This is a genomic window from Clostridium sp. DMHC 10 (assembly GCF_001270375.1).
GTDB lineage: Bacteria > Bacillota > Clostridia > Clostridiales > Clostridiaceae > Clostridium_S > Clostridium_S guangxiense.
Map to the genome: position 1 here is coordinate 435,451 of NZ_LGVB01000015.1, position 23,668 is coordinate 459,118.

Consider the following 23,668-nt stretch of genomic DNA (forward strand, 5'->3'; position numbering starts at 1 on the left):
TTATTGGAAATACGAGTTTTAAAAGCTCTGAAAATTCAGAGCTTTTGTTTTTAATTCAATATTATGATTTTCCATTTTAATAAAATATATACATAATTTTAAAAAACTATAAAACCAACATTTTTGTCATAAATTCTCTATCAACGCATGAAGCTATAGCAACATCATATGAAATAATTCCTTGCTTATATAAATCCTCAATAGACATGTCCATTGTTTTCATTCCATATTTAGATCCTGTTTGTACTAATGACTGAATTTGATGAGTTTTTCCTTCCCTTATAAGGTTCTGTATTCCTGGAGTAGCAGTCATTATTTCAAGTGCAGCAACTCTACCCTTTCCATCTTTTTTTGAAAGAAGTTGTTGAGATATAATTCCCTGCAGTACTCCTGAAAGTTGAATCTTTATTTGCTGCTGTTGATGATCTGGAAAAACATCTACAATTCTATCTATTGTTTTTGCAGCTCCTATAGTATGAAGCGTTGAAAGCACCAAATGCCCTGTTTCGGCTGCTGTAATAGCTGTAGATATAGTTTCAAGATCTCTCATTTCTCCAATTAATATAACATCTGGGTCCTCTCTTAAAATAGATTTTAAAGCATCCTTATAAGAAGAACAATCTTTTCCTATTTCCCTTTGATTTATTATACTTTTATTGTGTTTATGTACATACTCTATTGGATCCTCTAAAGTAATAATATGTTCAGATCTAGTTTCATTTATCTCATTAATCATAGACGCAAGAGTTGTACTTTTACCAGAACCTGTTGGTCCTGTTACAAGTATAAGTCCCCTTTTATTTTCTAATAAATCTTTTATAACCATAGGAAGATTAAGTTCTTTAAGTGATGGAATTTTTAATTCAACAACCCTTATTGCTATTGCATCGCTACCCCTTTGTCTATACACATTTACTCTAAAACGTCCAACTCCAGAAATTGAATAAGATTTATCATATTCCCCTATTTTTAAATATTTTTCGTAATCATCATCCAGTATCTTTTTAGCATATTTACTACTGTCCTCAGGCAAAATTATTTCTTCTTTATTTAAAATGTTTAATTTACCATTTATTCTTAAAATTGGTGGCAACCCAACTGTAATATGTAAATCGGAAGCTTTTTTTTCTACGGTTAATTTCAATAATTCATTAAGTGTCTTCAATGCTATTCCTCCCTCGTATATCATTTATATAATATGGTCATTTTTACATGAGGTACTTTTTTATGCTAGTTTTAACTGTAATTATACTACATTTTAATTTTAATTAAAATAGAAAGATTTATTCCTTTGTATTTTAAAATCCACCTTATATGTTAGTTATTTGTTATATTTTGCAACATTATTGTCAAGTTGTTTACACAACTTTTTTAGTGCTCTTTTCTCTATTCTTGATACATACGATCTTGATATACCCAAAATTTTAGCAATTTCTCTTTGATTTTTAGGCTTTCCATCACCAAGTCCATATCGCATCTTTATTATAATCTTTTCTCTTCCTTTAAGTGAATTTTCAATTTCTATATACAGTTTACTTATTTGTATCCTATTTTCAACAATTTCAATAACCGAATCCTCATCACTGCTTAATATATCCATAAGAGATATTTCATTGCCCTCCTTGTCAACTCCTATTGGGTCCTGCAGATACACTTCATTTTTTATCTTCTTGTTATTTCTTATAAGCATCAATATCTCATTTTCGATACATCTTGCAGCATAAGTAGCAAGCCTTGTGCCTTTTAAGCTATTATAGGAATCTATTGCCTTTATAAGTCCTATAGTACCTATTGATATTAAATCATCAACTTCTTTTCCGTAATAGGAATATTTTTTTACAATATGAGCAACTAATCTTAAATTCCTTTCAATAAGTACACTTTTTGCTTGAGGATTACCTTCTTCTAATTTTTTAATATACTCTTTTTCTTCACTTTCAGTTAAAGGTTTAGGAAACGATGTTCCATTGCCAATGTACGCCGTAAAAAAAGACATTCCACCCATTATATTTAATAAATAATATATTGATAACAAAGGTTTTCCTCCTAATAGTGCTTATTAATATATTATTTAAATAGCTTGTATAATGTTCCTAAAAAACAAATATTTTTTTAAATAGTTTTTAATTTTTATTATTTAAAGACTCAACTATTTTTTTAAATATAGGTGCTGTTGTGATAGCGGCACTCATATTCTTATCTATATTTGGTGCAAATATAACTGCAGAATAATTAATACCATTAGCGTTAAAAAATCCAGCAAACCATGCATCTACATTTTCAATCGTCTTATCTTTATTTTCTCCTCTTTGCGCAGTTCCTGTTTTGCCTCCAATGCATGGATTAGGAGTATAGGCAAGAAGTCCAGTTCCATGTTTATCAGTAAGAACTTCTTTAAAAAGCTCAAGCATCGTATTGGCTGTATTCTCACTTATAACTCTATTGCTATATATTTTCTCTTTTTCTACTTTACCAGTAATTCCATTAATATATGAATCAACAATATGAGGCTTAACATAGATACCTTTATTAACTACAGTATTAGGAATAGCTAAGGCTTCCACTGGAGTTATTCTAAGACTTTGCCCATATGATAGTAAACTTAGATTTCCTGTATCATTAGAATCCATACTATCCATAGAACCATTGCTTTCCCCGTCAATATTTAGCACTTTATCAAACAATCCCTGGTTTTTAGCTGTGTTATATATATTATAAAAACCTGTCTTTTGACCTATATTTATGAAAACATCATTAGACGAAACAACAAATGCCTGCTTTGGTGTACAATAATCATAAACTTTTTCCTGACTAAACTTTCCTGTATCTTTTATAGGTGTATTTAGATCTACGCTTTTACTTTCAATAGCTGCTTCTTCAACTATAGTTTTAAATATAGAACCTGGATAATAAATTCCCTTTAGTCCAAAATTTATATTAGCATCGTATAAATCCTTTTGAGCAGCTGCTCTTATAGCTCCGTTTTCACTTTCCATGACAATTGCAGAAGCCTGCTTAAGATCACTGTCATCTAATATGTTTTGAACCTTATCATTTATTGTTTTATCTATAGTAAGCTTAACTTTTGAAAGATTTTTATTATTTATTTCATTTGAAGAAATAATATTACCATTGCTGTCATTCTTAAATACTTTTTCAGGATATTCATCATTTTTAAACCTGTCATATATTGTTTTTTCAAGCGAATTATTTGCTTTGAATTTTTTATTATTTTTATCCTTAGGATTAGTTATAATATTGAATATATCTGCTGCTTCACTTCTGTCTACTTTATTAACATAGTAAGTGTATATACCATTTACATCCTTGAACTTTTGAAGATTATTATAAATAGTTTCATCTATCTTCCAATATAGCTTATTAGTTGAACTTTCTATGGATACCTGACTTAAATCATAATTCTTATTATAATTTTTCAAAATATAATTCAATGCAGTTAATTTTCTTATATTGGTGTCACTATTATTTCTACTAAAAATATATGGATTTATTACAACATAGTAATCCTTATTAAATGGCAAAAGATCTTTTCCATTACAATCTATAACTTCATAATTTAAATCAGAAGTTTTTTCAAAAGATGACATTTGCGCTGCATAATTAACCTCTAACTCCTCATTGTAATTCATAATAATGTACAATCTATATATTAAAAAAGAAAAAGCAATAACTAGTATAACAAGTATAGACATGCATCTGATTTTTGATTTATACATAAAAACACCTCACCATAGTCTAAATCTTTGACTAAAATGAGGCATTTTATTCAATCTTAAATTATTATTTCTGCTTAATTAGCATATTACCCTTTTCTAAAACCATATCACATTTTATTGTATAAATCATTTGTGCAACAGGTGTACTTTCTATTTCTTCACCTTTTTCATTTCTAATATCTGTTAGCATAATTTCGAAATTTTCGCCTTTAGGTCTTAAAACTTCTACAATATCTCCAGAATACACCTTATTCTTCTGCTCTATAGTTGCAGTATTTGTTTCTTTATCATAGTCTTTTACTATTCCAGCTATATCAAAATCTCTTATATATGATGAAGATCCATAATACTGTCTATTGTCTTCTCCATAATAAAATCCTGTACAATATCCTCTGTGACTTGGTTTCATTAAATAATCCATCCATTTAGGATCAAATTTATACTCAGAAGGATTTTCAAAATACTTGTCTAAAGCTTCCCTGTATGCTTTCACAACAGAGGCAACATAATATGCACTTTTCATTCTTCCTTCAATTTTTAAAGAATTTATACCTGACTCAACTAAATCGGGAATATGTTCAATCATGCAAAGATCCTTTGAATTCATTATATATGTCCCTTTATCATCTTCCATTATAGGGAAATACTGTCCAGGCCTTTTTTCCTCAACAAGAGCGTATTTATATCTGCATGGTTGAGCGCATTGTCCTCTATTTGAATCTCTTCCCGTCATATAATTAGATAAAAGACATCTTCCTGAATAAGAAATACACATAGAGCCATGAACAAAAGCTTCAATTTCACAAGTTTCTGGAAGATTTCTTCTAATTTCTTTTATTTCCTCAAGAGACATTTCTCTTGCAAGAACTATTCTTTTAACTCCTTGTTTGTGCCAAAATAATGCTGATTTCCAATTTACATTATTTGCCTGAGTGCTTAAATGTAATTCAAGTTCTGGAACAACTTCTTTTGCAGTCATTATTATTCCAGGATCTGAAACTAAAATTGCATCAACTTTTAAATTATACAGTTCTTTCAAATAATCTTCTAGTCCAATTAAATCTTCATTATGAGGAAAAACATTTAAAGTTACATATACTTTTTTTCCTAATGAATGTGCAAAATCAATTCCCTGTTTTAATTCATCCGAACCAAAGTTATCTGCAAATGCTCTTAAATTAAGCTTACTTCCCCCAAGATAAACTGCATCTGCTCCATACTCAATGGCAGTCTTTAATTTTTCTAAGTTTCCAGCTGGTGCTAATATCTCCGGTTTATTCACAATCCTGCCTCCTTGTTGTAACTGCAATTCCATCTCCCATTGGAATTACAGAAGTAATTAAACTTTTATTATTAGAAACCATATCAAGATAATTTTTCATTCTTTTAACTATGGTGATTTTTCTTCTTTGTAATAATTCTCTATTCGCTACCATACCTCTAAATAGTACATTGTCGGCTATTACAATTCCATCCTTTTTTAACATTCTAAGACATTCATTAAAAAAAATCCTCATAATGCCCTTTTCCAGCATCTATAAATATAATGTCATATTCATCATTAAGCTTTTTTAAACACTCCATACAATCACCCAATATAACATCTATTCTTTTGTCCAATCCATATTTATGTATATTTTCGAGTGCTATATTTACCATATCTTCACTTCTATCTACAGATGTTATATGAGCCTCTGAATTAATAGCCATTAAAATTGCAGAATACCCTATGGCGGTTCCAAGTTCAAGTATTTTAAGCGGCCTTTTTATTTTTACCATTAATTCAAGAAATTTAGCAGTCTCCTTTTGAACTATTGGCACGTTATTACTTTCAGCGTATTCTTCTAACTCTTTAAGTAAACCCTGTCTTTCAGGAATTAATTCTCTTATATAATTTTCAATGTAATCGTACATTATTTTGCTCATTAGAATTCCTCCAAAATTAAAATCCCTGAGTTTTTTCTTTAATCTTTAAAAATTCTTTGTAATCTTTTGTGAAAAAATGTGTTCCATCATTTTGGGATACAAAATAAATATAATCTGTATTTTTAGGATTAATTGCTGCAATTATTGAAGCCTTACCTGGAGAACATATAGGCCCTTCTGGCATACCATCTACAAGATATGTATTATAAGTAGAATTTATTTTAAGATCATTATATGTAAGTTTATCTTTATGATAGCCAAGAGCATATTCTACAGTAGCACAGGATTGAAGCTTCATATTGAGCCTCATTCTATTATAGAAAACCGATGAAATTACTGCTCTTTCTTTCTGAACCTCTGCTTCACGTTCTACAATTGAAGCCATTGTTATTATCCTATCAATATCATTTATTTTAGTTCCAGACTCCTTTTTAATACCAGTAATCACTGATTTAAATCTTTCAAGCATAATGTCTATTATTTCTTTTCCTGTCATGTTTTTTTTGAATTCATAAGTATCCGGGAAAAGATAGCCTTCAAGTTTATACTTTCTTTTATTATCATTTTTTATGTAACTAGGAATAGTATATTCTTGACATGCTTTTAAAAACTTATCACTTGATATTACTCCCTTTTTCTCTAGCAAACTTGCCATCTGCGTTATTTGAAATCCTTCCGGCATTGTCACCCTTATATATGTGTCATCAAAAATTCCATTTTTCATGTCATTTACAAGCGAATCTATATTTTCTCCAGCTTTTATTGAATAAAATCCCGGTTTAATTTCACCGGGAAATTTTTTGTATTTAACATATGCCTTAAGAAAGAACTTGTTTTTAATTAAATTATTCTTATCCAACGAATCTATTATTTTATATAAGTTATCATCTTTTTTAACTTCAAATCTATACTTATTATTTATCTTAAACGGATTTCGTATTACAGAATTTAAATATGATAATAAAACTAAAATAACAATCAGACAACAAATTAAAATAGAAATTTTTCTTTTAATAAATAATTTCTTATTTTCCATAAACCCATTCCCCTTAATTATGGTTCTCTATTTTCCTCTGTTTTTTCTTCTAAGATTAGTATCCAATATCTTCTTTCTCATTCTAATACTTTTAGGTGTAACTTCTACAAATTCATCTGCTGCAATGAATTCAAGGCATTTCTCCAAAGTCATATCTGGTGGTGGTACAAGCTTTAAGGATTCATCTGCACCTGATGATCTACAGTTTGAAAGATGTTTCTTCTTACATACATTAACTTCCAAATCTTCTGCCCTTGAACATTCTCCAACTATCATTCCTTCATACGTTTCAACGCCTGCTCCTATAAATAGCTTTCCTCTGTCCTGAGCACTAAACAATCCATAAGCTACTGATGTTCCTGTATCGAAGGAAACAATTGATCCTCTTGATCTTCCAGGAATATCTCCTTTATATGGCTCATAATCGTCTAAAACCGAGTTCATTATACCATTTCCTTTAGTGTCTGTCATAAACTCATTTTTAAAACCAATTAAACCTCTTGATGGTATTTTAAATTCAAGTCTTGTATAACCATTTATTGCAGATGTCATATTAACAAGTTCTGCTTTTCTAGGTCCAAGCTTTTCCATTACAACACCCATAAATTCTTCTGGCACATCTATTGTAAGATATTCTATTGGCTCAAGCTTCTTTCCATTTTCTTCTTTGTATATTACCATTGGTTTTGAAACTTGAAACTCAAATCCTTCTCTTCTCATAGTTTCTATTAATATTGAAAGATGAAGTTCTCCTCTTCCACTGACTTTAAATTTATCAGGCGAATCAGTTTCTTCAACTCTTAAGCTTACATTTGTTTCAAGCTCTTTTGTTAGTCTATCTCTTATATGTCTAGAAGTTATAAATTCACCTTCCTTGCCTGCAAAAGGAGAATCATTTACCATAAAATACATACTAAGTGTAGGTTCATCAATATCTATAAAAGGTAGTGCTTCAGGTCTTGAAGTATCCGCAATTGTTTCTCCTATATTAACATCTGGTATTCCCGAAACAACAGCTATATCTCCAAGTTTTACTTCTGATGCTTCCACTCTTTTTAAACCTTCATAAACAAATAAGCTAGAAATTTTTACATTTTCTTGTGCCCCATCTCTTCTTATTAAGACAGCCTGTTGATTCTTTTTAATAGTACCTCTTTCAACTTTTCCTATAGCTATTCTTCCAACATATTCATTTGAATCGATTGTTGAAACAAGCATCTGCATAGGTTCATCCAAATATCCTTCAGGTGGAGCTACATGTTTTATTATTGTTTCAAATATTGGCTCCATTGTATTATTATCATCCTCAAGCTCATACTTTGCAATTCCAGCCTTTGCTGATGCATAAACAATAGGGAATTCAAGCTGTTCATCATTTGCTCCAAGTTCTACAAATAAATCAAATATCTCATCTAAAACTTGAGCTGGTCTTGCATTTGGCTTATCAATTTTATTAACTACAACAATTGGCTTTAATCCAAGTTCTAATGCTTTCTTTAATACAAATTTTGTCTGTGGCATAGGACCTTCAAAAGCATCTACTAATAAAAGTACGCTGTCCACCATCTTAAGAACACGTTCAACTTCTCCACCAAAATCAGCATGACCTGGAGTATCAACTATATTTATTTTAACTCCTTTATGCATTACAGATGTATTCTTAGAAAGTATTGTTATTCCTCTTTCCTTTTCAAGATCATTAGAATCCATAACTCTTTCCTGAACTTTTTCATTACTTCTAAATATATGACTTTGTCTCAATAATGCATCTACAAGAGTTGTTTTACCGTGGTCAACGTGCGCGATTATTGCAACATTTCTTATATCTTCTCTGGTAAACTTTTCCATTTCTTTTCCTCCATATATTGATAAAATATTAACTTTAAATATCATAAAAATAAATTGGCTACTTAATAGTACCCAATTTATTTTAATATTACTATGCTAAAATGTCAAATTCATAATATTATTTAACTCAAAGGGTTATATTTCCATTATAATAGGTAATATCATTGGTTTCCTCTTAGTTTTTTCATACAAGAAACCTCTTAAAACTTCTTTAACATTTGACTTAATTGTAGCCCATTCTTTAATGTGGTTATCTTCACACTCTTTAAGAGCATTTTTTACAAGTTCTCTTGCCTGATCCATTAAATCTTCAGATTCTCTTACATAAACAAATCCTCTTGAAATGATATCTGGTCCAGCAATAACACTTCCACTTTCCTTTTCTATGGTAACCACAACAGTCAATATGCCATCCTGAGATAAATGCTTTCTATCTCTCAAAACAATATTACCAACATCTCCAACGCCGAGCCCATCTACAAAAACTTGACCTGAAACTACTGTACCACTTTTCTTTATACTGTCTCTTGTTACCTCTATAACATCACCATTATCTGAAAGTACAATATTTTGTCTTGGCATACCTAAACTTACTGCAAGTTCTGCATGCTGCTTAAGGTGTCTATACTCACCATGAACAGGAATAAAAAATCTTGGTTTTATAAGCGTATGCATCATTTTCAATTCTTCTTGACATGCATGACCAGAAACATGTACATCTGCAAGTCCTTCATAAATAACATCTGCACCTTTTTTAAACAGCTGATTTATAACCCTTGAAACTAACTTTTCATTTCCAGGAATAGGGTTAGCAGATATTATTACAGTATCCCCGTCTTGAATAGTTACCTTCTTATGTTCTGAAGCTGCCATTCTTGAAAGTGCTGACATTGGCTCTCCCTGACTTCCTGTTGTTATAATCACAATTTTATCATCTGGATATCTATTTATTGCCTCAACTCCTATAACAACACCTTCATTAACTTTGAGGTATCCAAGTTCTATAGCAACTGCTACAATATTTTCCATACTTCTTCCTGAAACAGCAACTTTTCTGTCAAACTTTTCAGCAGCTTCAACTATTTGCTGTATTCTATGAATATTTGAAGCAAACGTAGCAATAATAATTCTGCCCTTAGTTTTTGCAAATATATTATTGAATGTCTCCCCCACCGTACGTTCAGTTCTCGTATATCCTGGCCTTTCAACATTTGTACTGTCGCACATCATTGCTAATACTCCTTTTTTGCCAAGTTCTGCAAAACGTGCAAAATCAGCAACACATCCATCTATAGGAGTATAATCGATTTTAAAATCCCCAGTGTGAAGAACGACCCCCATTGGTGTGTGAATAGCTATGGCTACAGAATCAGCAATACTATGGCTTTGCCTTATAAATTCAACGGACATATTATCAAGCTTAACTATATCTCTAGCCTTAATAACCTTTAAATCTACACTGCCGAGCAAGTTATGTTCCTTAAGTTTTGTTTCAACTATTCCTATAGTAAGCTTTGTACCATATACCGGAACATTTAAATCTCTTAACACATATGGAAGCGCACCAATATGATCTTCATGCCCATGTGTTAAAAATATCCCCTTTACTTTTTCTGCATTTTTAATCAAATAACTGATATCTGGTATTACAATATCTATACCAAACATCTCTTCATCTGGAAACTTAAGGCCGCAGTCTATAACGACTATTTCATTTCTATATTCAATAACCGTTAAGTTCTTACCTATTTCATTTACACCACCAAGGGGAATTATTTTTATTTTATCTTTTTCTCTTCGCGTGGTTCTCCCCTCCTTCTTTTTTATATTTTATATCAACTATAAATTGTTTAAAATTTACAGCTTCTTTCTGCAATCACTACATAAACCATAAAATTTAACACTGTGGTTTTTAACAAGGAAATCATATTGCTTTTCTATTTTTTCTTCTAAGCTTTCTAATAAATCTCCTTGCACTTCCATTACCTTGCCACAATTAGTACAAATTAAATGGTGGTGTTGATGAATTTCACTTCCATGAACCAGTTCATATCTACTGCATCCGTCATTTAGCTCAAGTTTAGAAACAACTCCTATATCTTCCAGAAGTTGTATGGTTCTATAAACAGTTGCAAGACCAATTTCAGGACACTCAACTTTAACTAGATCATATAATTCCTCAACTGTAAGGTGTTTACCTTCATTCTTTATTATTATATCTAAAACCGCTCTCCTTTGAGGAGTTAGTTTATAGCCTTTATCTTTAAGATTGTTCTTAAGCTTTTCAATCTCTGTTGGAGACATTACATTCATTTTTATCACCCATTTCAAAAAGTTAAATAAACATACACTATTCTGAATCTCCAGAAAATAAAGCTTCATATGCTTCTGATACTATTTTAAATTCATCATCATCTTCAACTGTAAATAAAATATCATCGCCATTTTCATCTTTATCTATTTTTAGTATTATAGCTTCTGAATCTTCAGGAGCATTTTCAGGGATAACAATTACATATTCATTATCTTCAATATCCATTTTAGTTACAACTTCAAAGGTGTTTTCTTTTCCATCTTCATCCAAAAGAGTTATTTTATCTACATCATTTTCCATATGATTAAATCCTCCAGTATAATATTATATTTTAGATTTCAAATAAGATTTTGTCAAATTTGACTTTTATATATGCTATCTAAATATCCTTGTAAAATATATGTAGCTGCGACCTTATCAACTATTTTTTTTCTTTTAGCCCTTGATAAATCTGCTTCAAGCATAGCCCTATTGGCTGCAACAGTTGTAAGTCTTTCATCCCACATTTTTATTGGAAGCTTAATAACTTCCTTTATTATTTCACAAAATGCTAATACCTTTTCGCTTTGTGGTCCTACAGTACCATTCATGTTTTTAGGGAGTCCACATACTATGGTATCAACATTATAATTATCACAAACTTTTTTTAGTTCATCAATATCGTATTGTTCATTTTTCCTTCTTATTGTTCCTATACCTTGAGCGGTAAAACCAAGTGGATCACTTATTGCCATACCTATTGTTCTATCTCCAACATCTATTCCAAGTATCCTCATTTAATAACTCCTTAAATTATAATAACGTAACAAAATTAACTCTACTTTGATGCATTTTTAGACAAATCAACTTAATCATAAAACAAAAATGCCCTAAAAGGGCACTTTTATTTAAACATCAAGATAAGATTTCAAAACTTCTTCTAGTATTTCATCTCTCTCTAATTTTCTAACTAAAGCACGTGCACCATTGTAGTTAGTTATGTAAGTAGGGTCACCGGATATCAAATATCCAACCAATTGGTCTACCGGATTGTATCCTTTTTCTTTTAATGCTTTATATACTTCACTTAAAATTGCTTTTGTGAGATCCTTTTTATTTTTTAGTACATCAAATTCTATAGTATCGTCGTTATTTATATTCCCCATTTTACATATTCACCCCTTTTTAATTAGTAATAAACTTGTGCTTTAATATTATTATAAATCATATTATAGTAATTGTATACTACTTTACTAATTTTTCCAGTACTTTTTTTGCTTCACTAAGTGCAAAATTCTAATTTTTCAGGGGATTTTCCACCTGCTTGAGCCATATCAGGTCTTCCTCCTCCATTTCCACCACAAATATTTGCAACTTCTTTTATGAGTTTACCACAGTGAACTCCTTTCGATACTGCTCCTTTACTAGCCATAGCTACTAATTGAACCTTATTCTCGCTTGAAGTTCCGAGAAGAACTACACCTTCTCCGATCTTGCTTCTAACCTTATCACATAGTTCTCTTAATGAATTTGAATCAATATCTTTTACATAATAAGCAGCATATTTAACATCTTTGACATTATCTAAGGCTTTAAGTATTTCATCTTCAGCTCCACCAGCAAGTTTTGATTTAAGTGCAGCTATTTCTTTTTCTTTTGCCTTAATTTCTGATACTTGCTGCTCTATTTTATTTATTATATCCTTATCTGAACATTTAAATTCATTTTCTATGCTTCTTATTAAATTTTCTTTTTCTTCTACGTATTCAACAGCAGTAATTCCAGTCACAGCCTCTATTCTTCTTATGCCTGCTGCAACTCCACTTTCAGATACTATTTTAAATAATCCTATTTCCCCACTATTTTTTACATGAGTACCACCACAAAATTCCTTGCTGAAATCGCCAACTGAAACAACCCTTACACTTTCACCATATTTATCATCAAATAAAGCAGTTGCACCAGTTTTCTTAGCTTCTTCAAGAGTCATTACATCAGTATTAACATCGTAAATTTTCATTATTTCTTTATTTACTATTCTCTCTACTTCTACAAGTTCTTTATCGGTAACCCCTGTAAAATGAGTAAAATCAAATCTTAATTTTTCATCATCAACATAAGAACCTGATTGATGTACATGATCTCCAAGCACTGACTTTAAAGCCCCCTGAAGCATATGAGTTGCTGTATGGTTCTTTGCTATATTTTCTCTTCTATCTTTATTAACTTTTAATTGAACCTCTTCACCTTTTTCGATATATCCACTTAAAATTTCAACAAATTGAATTGTTTTACCAGATATATTTTTCCTACAGTCAACAACTTTTGCTTCACCATGCTTTCCTATAATTGCTCCTGTGTCACCTATTTGACCACCCATTTCAGCATAAAAAGGCGTTTTGGAAACAACTACTGCTCCTGTTTCTCCTGCATTCAATATTTCAACCATTTCTTCATCTTTTATTAAGATATCAGCCTTTGAAGTGCTCTCCAAAGAATCATATCCTGTAAAAACAGTCTCTACAGTAGAATCTATCTTATCTATAGTTTTTATGTCCTTACCCATATAGTTTGATTCTTCTCTTGCTTCTCTTGCTCTTTTTCTTTGAAGCTGCATTTCTCTATCAAAACCATCTCTATCGACTTTGATTCCTTTTTCTTCAAGTATTTCTTCTGTAAGTTCAACTGGGAAACCGTAAGTATCATAAAGCTTAAATGCCTTAGCTCCATCTAAAACTTTATCTTCTTTTCCAATCTCATCTACATATTCCTTAAGTATTTGAATACCACTATCTATAGTTTGAGAGAATCTTTCTTCTTCAAGTTGTATTACTTTCTTTATATAATCCTTCTTTTCTGCAAGTTCAGGATAAGCACCTTTTGAATCCTCTATTACAACTTTACAAATATCACATAAAAATGCTTTATTAATTCCAAGTGCTTTACCATGTCTTGAAGCTCTTCTTAAAAGTCTTCTAAGAACATATCCTCTTCCTTCATTTGATGGCAATATTCCATCGCTTATCATGAATGTAACACTTCTAACATGATCAGTTATAATCCTGATTGAAAGATCTTTCTTGTCATCTTCACCATATTTTGCATTTGATACTTTTGCAACTTCATTTAATATATTTTTCATAGTATCAACTTCAAATATAGTGCTTGTTCCCTGCATTATAGTTGCCATTCTTTCAAGTCCCATACCTGTATCTATATTAGGGTTTAAAAGTTTATTATAGTTTCCTTCTTCATCCTTATCAAATTGTGTAAAAACAAGATTCCAAAATTCTATTATTCTATCTTCGTCTTGTGCCTTTACAAATTCTTCAATAGTTTCTACAGTTTTTCCGCCTTTTCTATCAAAATGTATTTCAGAGCAAGGTCCGCATGGGCCGGAACCATGTTCCCAAAAGTTATCTTCTTTTCCAAGTCTAAATATTCTCTTAGGATCTACTCCTGCTTTTTCAGTCCATATTTTAAAAGCTTCATCATCATCAAGATAAATAGTTATATATAATCTATCCTTTGGCAATTCCAAGACTTCAGTTATAAACTCCCAAGCCCATGGAATAACTTCATTTTTAAAATAGTCTCCAAAAGAAAAATTACCTAACATCTCAAAGAAAGTAGCATGTCTTGCAGTCTTTCCTACATTTTCTATATCCCCTGTTCTTACGCACTTTTGGCAAGTGGTTACTCTTTTTCTAGGTGGAACTTGAAGTCCTGTAAAATATGGCTTTAAAGGTGTCATTCCTGCATTAATTAGTAATAAACTTTTATCGTTATTAGGAACAAGTGAAAAACTTGGAAGCCTTAGATGTCCTTTACTTTCAAAAAAACTTAAATATGCTTCTCTAATATCATTTAACCCCATATATTTCATTATGTATCTCCTCCAAATATTTTTTAAAATTCTATGTAAAACAAAAAGCCTTCATCCTTCAAACGAAGGGACGAAAGCCAAATTTCCGCGGTACCACCCTAATTACACATATGTGCCACTTATATTAACAAATAGCTCAAAGACAGCTTCAAAATGCCAAATAAAAAGTTTTCACCAACCACTTTTTCTCTAAATATTAAGACATATTTACTAATTCTTATCATCGCTTCACTATATTTAAAAAGACAAATAAATTATAGTTAATATTTAATGCATTGTCAAGCAAAATAGTTTTAACAGCTAAAATAAATAATAATTTAAGTCCTCATAAATCACCCTTACTATAACTGCTGCTGGAATAACTAAAACCATTCCAACAAAACCTCCAAGTTTTTCTCCAATTATTAGTAGTATTATTACAACAAGTGGATGCATATCAACTGAGTCTCCTGTCATTTTAGGAGAAATAATATTTCCCTCTATAATTTGAATTAAATAAAGTGCTATTGCTGTATAAATTGCCTTTCTAGGTGAAATCAAAAGCGCTACTATTATGGAGGGTATTGCACCAAATATAGGTCCAAAATACGGTATTATATTGAATAGTCCATTTATTATAGATAGTAAAATAGGATAATTTACCTTCAGAATACTCAGTATAATAAATGTAAGTATACCTATAAATGTGCACAAATGCAAGTTGACATATAGTATATTTGCTTAAAATAATATCAACATCATAGGCTATTTTTTTACTACATTTCTATATTTATAAGGGACAATTTTTATTACTCCTTTTCTTATTTCATCCCAATCAGCTAAAAAGTAATATGATATTATTGGGAATATTGTAGCATCCAATGCATTTTGACAAATTATAAGAACTAAATTTACTATTTTATTTATTATAATTTTAAGTTCATAATTAAATTTGTCATATATACTTATGACTAAATTGTCTCCAGGTGAACTTTTAGACAATGGCTTCACAAAATTCTGTATTTTTTCAATGTAATTTTTTATCTCTGATCTCGTAACATCAACAGTTAGCGTCTCTTTCAATATTGATGGAATAAGAAAAACTATAAAGCCTAAAATGGTAATTATCATAACACTTACAAGAAACAGTGCAGAAACTTTTTTATTTACCCCTCTATTTATTAAAATTAAGTGTATTGGTTTTAATAAATATGCCATAATAAAACTTAGAAGAACTAAATAAAATACTGTTTTAAATATTTTTAATTTTACTAAGTACAATTAAAATAATTATAATTAATACTATCGCTATTATGTATTTATATATTTTTTCATTTTTATCAACTTCCATTGCAATATTATGAAATATCCTTACAAAATTAAATTTTTCTTGTTTAGCAAGACAAAGTAAATTATTTTTCCCTATTATATAGTTTCCTTGCAAAATAATTTTCTTACCAGATATTATATTGTCAAAAATGCCTTTTGATATAATAAGACCTTTGATTTTAAGATTCATTTCATCAAATATTATTTCCTCTACAACCCCAAGTATAAGCCCATCAACATTTATAGTCTCCATACCCTTTATATTTTTAAACTCAACAAATTCTCCTCTAAATTCTTCTTCCCTAACTATAAGTTTTGAGCTAATGCATATAACATTATCTTTACTAATACAAATACTTTTGTTAAATATACTACCCTTATTTATTCTAAATCCCTCAATAGTACCGTCATTAAAATTTAGCAATAAGTCTTCTATTCTCCCTATCCTTTTACCGTCTACAGAGTATGCATTTGCAAACATAAAATCTCTACTTCTCATCATAAAAATCACCCTAATTGTAGGTTAACCCCTTTTTTTTAAGGATATACTTGTAATTTAATTTTTCCGCTTAAAAATATTACAAATAGAGTACAAAGTACAGAGCACAGAGTACAATGAATGTGGATTTACCTTTCGTTTCTCTCAGGTAAATCTTAGAACTTAATAGTTTCATCTGCGCTGAACACTATATTTTACCCCATGCGCAAGCATTAAATTTTAGATTTTTTGCAGCATAGCGGAGAAAAGTCATCCTTCACTGTACTCTGTACTTTGTACTCTGTTCTCTGTTTTAATTGCATTCAAAAAAGCAGAGACCCTTCTAAGTCTCTGCTTTTTATTTTTCCTCATTCGTTTTTATACCATTATAATCATCTATCATATCTTGTAAACTAATAGTATTAGTAACATGATCTATGCTTTCTTTAATTTTGACCCATAACAACCTTGTAGGACATGAATTGCTGTTACCACATATTCCTTCTTCCTCAACGCATTCTGATACTTCTATAGGTCCCTCTAAGACATCTAAAATATCAGAAATAAATATATCTTTAGGATCTTTTCCAAGCACATAGCCTCCTTGAGCACCTCTTATACTTTTAATCAACTTTGCCTTTCTTAAAGGGGCAAAAAGTTGCTCTAAGTAAGCCTCTGATATAGCTTGTCTTTCTGAAATACTTTTTATTGAAACTGGTTCGCTGTTACAGTGAAGTGCCAAATCTACCATCGCTTTAACACCATATCGTCCTTTAGTAGACAGTTTCATTAACTCACTTCCTTTAAAACGGGAAAATTTTCTATAATATAATTTATAATATCAAATCCGAGTGTTTTTGTCAACTATAAAAACAGAGTACAATGAAGGTGGATTTACCTTTCGTTTCTCTTAGGTAAATCTTAGAACTTAATAATGTCCGCTTCGCTGACATTATATTTTATGCCATGCACAGCATTAAGTTTAAGATTTTTCAAAGCGATAGCGGAGAAAAATCATCCTTCACTGTACTCTGTCATCTGTACTCTGTACTCTAAAATAATCTTTTCCTCCACATTAAAAAACTTAGGAGAGCCTAACTTACCGCTCTCCTAAATTTCCTATCCCATAAGTGAAGTCTCACCCATTAGATATTCATCTATAGCTTTTGCTGCCTGTCTACCATCGTGCATTGCACGAACTACAAGTGATTGTCCAGTTCTCATATCACCAGCAGAAAATACTTTTTTTACACTAGTCATATGATTTTCATCTGTAAGGACATTTCCTCTTCCATCAAGCTTTAAGCTAAGGTCATTTATAATTCCTTCATGTTGAGGATGTACAAAGCCCATTGCTATGAGTATTAAATCAACATGCTCTGAAAATTCACTGCCAGGTACTTCTGTCATAGTCATTCTTCCAGTATCATCTTTCTTCCATTCTACCCTAATGCCATGCAGAGTATCGATATGTCCATCCTTGCCCTCAACCTTTTTAGTTGAAACACAAAATTCCCTTACACAGCCTTCTTCATGAGAAGATGTTGTTTTAAAGGTTCTAGGGAAAAGCGGCCATGGCATAGTTTTGTCTCTTTTAATTGGTGCCTTAGGCATTATTTCATACTGTAATACCTTTTTAGCTCCCTGCCTTATAGCTGTTCCTATACAGTCAGAACCTGTATCTCCACCACCTACAACTACAACAACCTTGTCCTTTGCATTAATTTCTTCACCATCTATTTTAATTCCTGCGTTTCGCATATTCTGCTGCTTTAAGTAATCTACAGCAAAGTGAATTCCATCAAGTTCTCTTCCTTCAACTTTTAAATTTCTTGGTATAGTAGAACCTCCAGTTAAAAGCACACTATCAAATTTATCAAATATATCTTTTATGTCCACATCAAGTCCAACATTCACAGATGTTTTAAACTCTATACCAGACTTCTCCATTATATCTATTCTTCTATCTATAACATGCTTTTCAAGCTTAAAATCTGGAATACCATATCTTAAAAGTCCTCCAATTTGGTCAGCTCTTTCAAATACAGTTACAGAATGGCCAACAGAATTAAGTTCTGCTGCTGCTGCAAGTCCTGCTGGGCCTGAACCTATAACAGCTACCTTCTTTCCAGTTCTAACCTTTGGCTGCTGCACCTTAACCCAACCTTCTTTATATGCTCTTTCAATTATTGCATACTCTATTTCTTCAATGGAAACAGAGTCAGAATTTGAGCCAAGAGTACAAGAACCTTCACATAGTGCAGGGCAAACTCTTCCTGTAAATTCTGGGAAGTTGCTTGTGAGAGAAATTCTCTCATAAGCCTTTTTCCATTCATTTTTATATATCATATCATTAAAATCAGGTACTAAATTTCCAAGTGGACATCCCCATGAGCAAAAAGGTATACCGCAATCCATACATCTTGCTGCTTGAGTTTTAATGCCATCCTCATTTAGTCTTTCATATACTTCTTTATAATCCTTTATTCTTACATTTACAGGACGTTTAATAGAAACTTCTCTTTTATATTCTTTAAATCCAGTTAATTTTCCCATCTCTGCACCTCCCACTACATGTCTGCTGCCACAGATTTTTGTCTGTCCGCTTCTAAAATAAGCTTATAAGCTGTAGGTATGACTCTCTTGAACTTTGACTTATATTCATCCCAATTATCAAGAATATCTTTAGCTTTAACACTTTCAGTATAATCGTAATGTTCTTTTATAAAGTCATATAACATTTTCTCATCTTCAGCGTCATCTACAGGTGTAATTTCAATAATTTCATTAGTACATTTTGAAGCAAAGTCACCATCTTCATCAAGTATAAAAGCAAGTCCACCGCTCATACCAGCTGCAAAGTTTCTGCCAGTTTTACCTATAACAACAACTGCGCCGCCAGTCATGTATTCGCAGCCGTGATCTCCTACACCTTCAACAACAGCGTATGCTCCACTGTTTCTAACTGCAAAACGCTCTCCTACGAGTCCATTTATAAATACTTTTCCGCTTGTTGCACCATACATAATAGTGTTTCCAGCTATTACATTTTCATCCTGCTTATAAGTAGCAGCTTTAGGAGTTTTTATTATTATCTTTCCACCAGAAAGACCTTTTCCTACATAATCATTTGCATCTCCCTCAAGTTCAAGTGTAAGTCCCTTCATGCCAAATGCACCAAAGCTTTGACCTGCTGAACCTGTGAAGTGATATTTAATAGTATCCTCTTCTAGTCCTTCTTCACCATACAATTTTGCTATCTTGCCACTGAGCATTGCTCCAACTGATCTATCTACATTTTTTATTTCAAAATTTCCAACTACACTCTTCTTGTTATTAAGAGCTTCTTTTGCAACTTCTATAAGCTTGTAATCCATGCATTTATCAAGACCATGATCTTGAGCTACAGTGCAGTAAGGTTTAATTCTCTTAGGCATATCAGGTTTATATAGTATATTTGAGAAGTCTAATTTCTTTGCTTTCCAATGAGTTACAGCATCCTTAGTATCTAATTTATCTACTCTGCCTATCATCTCATTTATGCTTCTAAAACCAAGTCGAGCCATATACTCTCTTACTTCCTCTGCTATAAATGTAAGGAAGTTAATAATATATTCTGGTTTTCCTTTAAATCTCTTTCTAAGCTCAGGATCTTGAGTTGCTATTCCCATGTCACAAGTATTTGAATGACATTTTCTAAGCATTGTACATCCCATTACTACAAGAAGTGTTGTTGCAAATACATATTCTTCAGCTCCAAGAAGTGCTGCTACTACAACATCTCTTCCTGTTTTTAATTGTCCATCTGTTTGAAGTACAACTCTACTTCTAAGGCTGTTTAAAAGAAGTACCTGTTGAGTTTCAGATAATCCAAGTTCCCAAGGAATACCAGCATGTTTTACTGAAGATAATGGTGCTGCACCTGTTCCTCCATCATGACCGCTTATAAGTATTGAATCTGCATGTGCCTTTGCAACTCCAGCTGCAACTGTTCCAACTCCTACCTCTGAAACAAGCTTTACGCTTACTCTTGAAGAAGGATTTACACATTTAAGATCAAATATAAGCTGTGCCAAATCTTCAATTGAATATATATCATGGTGAGGTGGTGGTGAAATAAGATCTATGCCAGGTGTTGAGTGTCTAACTCTACCAATATTTTTATCTACTTTTTTCCCTGGAAGCTGACCGCCTTCTCCTGGTTTTGCACCCTGAGCCATTTTTATTTGAAGTTCATCTGCATTTACAAGATACTCTGTAGTAACTCCAAATCTACCAGAAGCTATCTGCTTAATAGCACTTCTTCTCCAGTCTCCATTAGGATCTTTCTTATATCTTTCGTTGTCTTCTCCGCCTTCTCCACAGTTGCTTTTTCCGCCAATTCTATTCATTGCAATAGCTATTGTTTCATGTGCCTCTTTGCTTATAGAACCAAAAGACATAGCTCCAGAACAAAATCTCTTTAATATTTCATTTACAGGTTCAACTTCATCAATTGGAATAGGATTTAAGTTCTTAAATTTAAATAATCCTCTTATAGTACATAATTCCTTGTCTTGATTATTTACGGCACCTGTATATTCTTTAAACAATTTGTAGTCTTTATTTCTAGCTGAAACCTGAAGTTTATATATTGTTTCAGGATTGAAAAGATGGAATTCACCACTTTTTCTCCATTTATACTGTCCTCCAACATCAAGTACAGAAACAGGCTTTCTTATTTTATTAAAGGCATTTTCGTGTCTTATAAGCACTTCTTTAGCAACTTCTTCTATGCCTATACCTTCAATTCTAGAAGGAGTTCCTTCAAAATATTTATTTGTAAATTCGCTGTTTAATCCAATTGCTTCAAAAATTTCTGCTCCATGATAACTTCTAAGTGTTGATATTCCCATTTTTGACAAAATCTTAAGAAGTCCATGATTTATTGCATTTAAGTAGTTAGCTACTGCTTTTTTCTCATCAACGCCTTCTATTTCATCTTCCTTAACTAGCTCACTTATAGTTTCAAAAGCAATGTAAGGATTAACTGCTGTAGCACCATAGCCTATTAAAAGTGCAAAGTGCATTGTTTCTCTTGCTTCTCCTGTTTCAACTATAATAGATACCTTTGTACGTGTTTTTTCTCTTATAAGATGATGCTGTACTGCTGAAACTGCAAGAAGACTAGGTATTGCTGCTTCATAGGAATCCATATTTTTATCACTTAAAACAATTATATTGAAGCCTTCTTTAATTCTAAGAGAAGCTCTTTCACATATTCCCTTAAGTGCTTCTTTAAAACCTTCAACACCTGTATCATATTTAAAAGTAATAGGTATAGTTGTAGTTCTAAAATCCTTGTTTCTAAGATTTTTTATTTTGCTTATTTCCGCATCGGAAAGTATTGGTTCTTCTATCTCTATAAATGGATTTTCAGAAGCTTCCTTATTGAGTATATTTCCTTGTGATCCAATATAATTTTTAAGTGAAGTTACAAGCTCTTCTCTTATAGGATCAATAGGTGGATTTGTAACCTGAGCAAAAAGCTGTTTAAAGTATGCAAAAAGAACTTGTGGTCTATTTGATAAAACTGCAAGAGGAGCATCATTACCCATTGAACCTACTGGCTCTTTTCCAGTCCTCGCCATAGGTCCTATAAGAATTTTTAAATCCTCCATAGTATATCCAAATGCCTGTTGCTTTTCTTTTAAAACATCTTCATTATTAGTTTTATTTACTTCAGCAGCAGCAAAATCTTTAAGTGTAAATTTATTTTTTTCTATTACTTCTTTATATTCTTTGCTGCAGCAGATTTTTTTCTTTATTTCAGAATCATCTATTATTCTTCCCTCTTTAGTATCAATGAGAAACATCTTTCCTGGTTGAAGTTTTCCCTTGCAAGCTATTTCCTCAGGTGCATACTTAAGAACTCCTGTTTCTGAAGCAAGTACAACTACCCCACCTTTAGTTATAACGTATCTAGCAGGTCTAAGTCCATTTCTGTCAAGAACTGCTCCAACTTGAACTCCATCAGTAAAGGAAACTGCTGCTGGTCCATCCCATGCTCTATTAAGGTACCTTGATATTCATAAAAGGCTTTTTCCAATCTTCCATTTTCTTATTGTTTTCCCATGCTTCAGGAATAAGCATCATAAGTGCTTCGGCTGGTGTTCTTCCATCGGCCACAAGAAGTTCAAATACATTATCAAGAGAAGTAGAATCACTGCCCTTTGGATTTATTATTGGAAACAGTTTTGAAATATCTTTACCTAAGGTAGTTGATTTCAAACTCCTTCTCTTGCATTCATCCAGTTTCTATTTCCTCTTATAGTGTTAATTTCACCATTATGAGCTAAAAATCTAAATGGCTGTGCAAGATCCCAGGTTGGGAAAGTATTTGTACTATATCTTTGATGAACTAAAGCTATAGCACTTTTAAAGTTTATATCATTTAAGTCCATATAAAAACTTTTTATTTGGTCTGCAAGTAAAAGTCCCTTGTACACTATTGTACGGCTTGAAAGACTGCAAATATAGAAGTATTCAGTACTTCTTTCAACAAGTCTCTTTACTTCGCTTTCAGATTTTTTTCTTATTATATAGAGTTTTCTTTCAAATTCTACTTGGCTTTCACAGTTGCTGCCTATAAAAACCTGTTTTATAATAGGTTCACTTCCCTTAGCTGTTTGTCCTATTGATCTATTGTCTCTTGGAACCTCTCTCCAGCCTAAAACTTTTTGTCCTTCTTCTTCAGCTGCTCTTTCTAAAATTCCTTCACATTGATTTGAGAGTGCTATTTCTTTAGGTAAAAATACCATTCCAACTGCATATTTTCCTTCTTCCGGAAGTTCTATACCTAAATTATCACAGGTAATTCTAAAAAATTCATCTGGAATTTGAAGCATTATTCCAGCACCATCACCTGTTTTTGTATCAGCCCCTACAGCACCTCTATGTGTAAGATTTACTAAAATCTCAATTCCTTTTTTTACAATACTGTGAGTTTTTTCACCTTTAATACTTGCTATGAATCCAATACCACAATTATCTCTTTCAAAGGCTGGATCATAGAGTCCTTGTTTTTCAGGTAACCCCGTACTTTTTATCATTTTCAAGCCCCCTAACTTACATATCTATATAATTTTATATTCTATTACGGAAAAAATTATAATAT

At 31.6% G+C, this 23,668-nt stretch carries 14 protein-coding genes, 4 pseudogenes and 1 other annotated feature; all 18 genes and pseudogenes read right to left on the bottom strand.

Going from position 1 to position 23,668, the window contains the following annotated elements; all coding sequences use genetic code 11:
- Window positions 1–106: 106 nt before the first annotated feature.
- Window positions 107–1,165: a type IV pilus twitching motility protein PilT gene (locus AGR56_RS03955; protein WP_053241212.1), complete on the bottom strand. Its 1,059-nt coding sequence runs from the start codon at window positions 1,163–1,165 to the stop codon at window positions 107–109.
- Window positions 1,166–1,321: 156 nt separating this feature from the next.
- Window positions 1,322–2,035 carry an RNA polymerase sporulation sigma factor SigK gene (gene sigK, locus AGR56_RS03960; RefSeq protein ID WP_157055657.1) on the bottom strand — a complete coding sequence of 238 codons (714 nt, stop codon included), beginning with the start codon at window positions 2,033–2,035 and terminating at the stop codon, window positions 1,322–1,324.
- Window positions 2,036–2,123: 88 nt separating this feature from the next.
- Window positions 2,124–3,737, bottom strand: a complete 1,614-nt coding sequence (locus AGR56_RS03965) for a penicillin-binding transpeptidase domain-containing protein (protein WP_053241213.1) — start codon at window positions 3,735–3,737, stop codon at window positions 2,124–2,126.
- A gap of 64 nt (window positions 3,738–3,801) precedes the next feature.
- A complete protein-coding gene (locus AGR56_RS03970; protein ID WP_053241214.1) occupies window positions 3,802–5,019 on the bottom strand; it encodes a U32 family peptidase in 1,218 nt (405 codons plus the stop codon).
- A pseudogene (locus tag AGR56_RS03975) lies at window positions 5,012–5,663 on the bottom strand (O-methyltransferase). The gene AGR56_RS03970 and the pseudogene AGR56_RS03975 overlap by 8 nt, the downstream one beginning before the upstream one ends.
- Window positions 5,664–5,679: 16 nt before the next feature.
- Window positions 5,680–6,699, bottom strand: coding sequence for an endolytic transglycosylase MltG (gene mltG, locus AGR56_RS03980; RefSeq protein WP_053241215.1), 1,020 nt, complete (start codon window positions 6,697–6,699; stop codon window positions 5,680–5,682).
- Window positions 6,700–6,726: 27 nt separating this feature from the next.
- On the bottom strand, window positions 6,727–8,547 hold the full coding sequence (gene typA, locus AGR56_RS03985; protein ID WP_053241216.1) for a translational GTPase TypA: 1,821 nt from the start codon (window positions 8,545–8,547) through the stop codon (window positions 6,727–6,729).
- A 135-nt stretch (window positions 8,548–8,682) separates the two neighbouring features.
- On the bottom strand, window positions 8,683–10,374 hold the full coding sequence (locus AGR56_RS03990) for a ribonuclease J (protein ID WP_053241217.1): 1,692 nt from the start codon (window positions 10,372–10,374) through the stop codon (window positions 8,683–8,685).
- Window positions 10,375–10,404: 30 nt separating this feature from the next.
- Entirely contained in the window at window positions 10,405–10,860 is a 456-nt protein-coding gene (locus tag AGR56_RS03995; RefSeq protein WP_053241218.1) for a Fur family transcriptional regulator, read from the bottom strand.
- A 37-nt stretch (window positions 10,861–10,897) separates the two neighbouring features.
- Window positions 10,898–11,161: a DUF1292 domain-containing protein gene (locus tag AGR56_RS04000; protein ID WP_053241219.1), complete on the bottom strand. Its 264-nt coding sequence runs from the start codon at window positions 11,159–11,161 to the stop codon at window positions 10,898–10,900.
- A gap of 53 nt (window positions 11,162–11,214) precedes the next feature.
- Complete coding sequence (gene ruvX, locus AGR56_RS04005) at window positions 11,215–11,637, bottom strand: Holliday junction resolvase RuvX (protein WP_053241220.1); 423 nt, start codon at window positions 11,635–11,637, stop codon at window positions 11,215–11,217.
- Window positions 11,638–11,748: 111 nt separating this feature from the next.
- A complete protein-coding gene (locus tag AGR56_RS04010) occupies window positions 11,749–12,006 on the bottom strand; it encodes an IreB family regulatory phosphoprotein (protein ID WP_053241221.1) in 258 nt (85 codons plus the stop codon).
- Between the two features lie 79 nt (window positions 12,007–12,085).
- A pseudogene (alaS, locus tag AGR56_RS04015) lies at window positions 12,086–14,726 on the bottom strand (alanine--tRNA ligase).
- A gap of 63 nt (window positions 14,727–14,789) precedes the next feature.
- Window positions 14,790–14,959, bottom strand: a binding site (T-box leader).
- Between the two features lie 67 nt (window positions 14,960–15,026).
- Window positions 15,027–15,923: pseudogene (locus tag AGR56_RS21325) on the bottom strand (AI-2E family transporter).
- Between the two features lie 34 nt (window positions 15,924–15,957).
- Window positions 15,958–16,536 carry a PRC-barrel domain-containing protein gene (locus tag AGR56_RS20660; protein WP_198149930.1) on the bottom strand — a complete coding sequence of 193 codons (579 nt, stop codon included), beginning with the start codon at window positions 16,534–16,536 and terminating at the stop codon, window positions 15,958–15,960.
- Window positions 16,537–16,870: 334 nt separating this feature from the next.
- Window positions 16,871–17,302, bottom strand: coding sequence for an Rrf2 family transcriptional regulator (locus tag AGR56_RS04030; protein ID WP_053241222.1), 432 nt, complete (start codon window positions 17,300–17,302; stop codon window positions 16,871–16,873).
- 329 nt (window positions 17,303–17,631) lie between these two features.
- The gene (locus tag AGR56_RS04035) at window positions 17,632–19,068 is read right to left on the bottom strand and encodes a glutamate synthase subunit beta (protein ID WP_053241223.1); all 1,437 of its coding nucleotides are present in this window, start codon (window positions 19,066–19,068) and stop codon (window positions 17,632–17,634) included.
- 14 nt (window positions 19,069–19,082) lie between these two features.
- Window positions 19,083–23,603, bottom strand: a pseudogene (gene gltB, locus AGR56_RS04040) (glutamate synthase large subunit).
- Window positions 23,604–23,668: the final 65 nt, after the last annotated feature.

Coding starts and splice junctions, on each gene's coding strand:
- AGR56_RS03995 (WP_053241218.1), bottom strand. CDS start 10,860: ATGAATGTAATGTCTCCAACAGAGATTGAAAAGCTTAAGAACAATCTT.
- AGR56_RS04000 (WP_053241219.1), bottom strand. CDS start 11,161: ATGGAAAATGATGTAGATAAAATAACTCTTTTGGATGAAGATGGAAAA.
- typA (WP_053241216.1), bottom strand. CDS start 8,547: ATGGAAAAGTTTACCAGAGAAGATATAAGAAATGTTGCAATAATCGCG.
- AGR56_RS04035 (WP_053241223.1), bottom strand. CDS start 19,068: ATGGGAAAATTAACTGGATTTAAAGAATATAAAAGAGAAGTTTCTATT.
- ruvX (WP_053241220.1), bottom strand. CDS start 11,637: ATGAGGATACTTGGAATAGATGTTGGAGATAGAACAATAGGTATGGCA.
- mltG (WP_053241215.1), bottom strand. CDS start 6,699: ATGGAAAATAAGAAATTATTTATTAAAAGAAAAATTTCTATTTTAATT.
- AGR56_RS20660 (WP_198149930.1), bottom strand. CDS start 16,536: ATGATGAGAAGTAGAGATTTTATGTTTGCAAATGCATACTCTGTAGAC.
- AGR56_RS03965 (WP_053241213.1), bottom strand. CDS start 3,737: ATGTATAAATCAAAAATCAGATGCATGTCTATACTTGTTATACTAGTT.
- AGR56_RS04030 (WP_053241222.1), bottom strand. CDS start 17,302: ATGAAACTGTCTACTAAAGGACGATATGGTGTTAAAGCGATGGTAGAT.
- AGR56_RS04010 (WP_053241221.1), bottom strand. CDS start 12,006: ATGGGGAATATAAATAACGACGATACTATAGAATTTGATGTACTAAAA.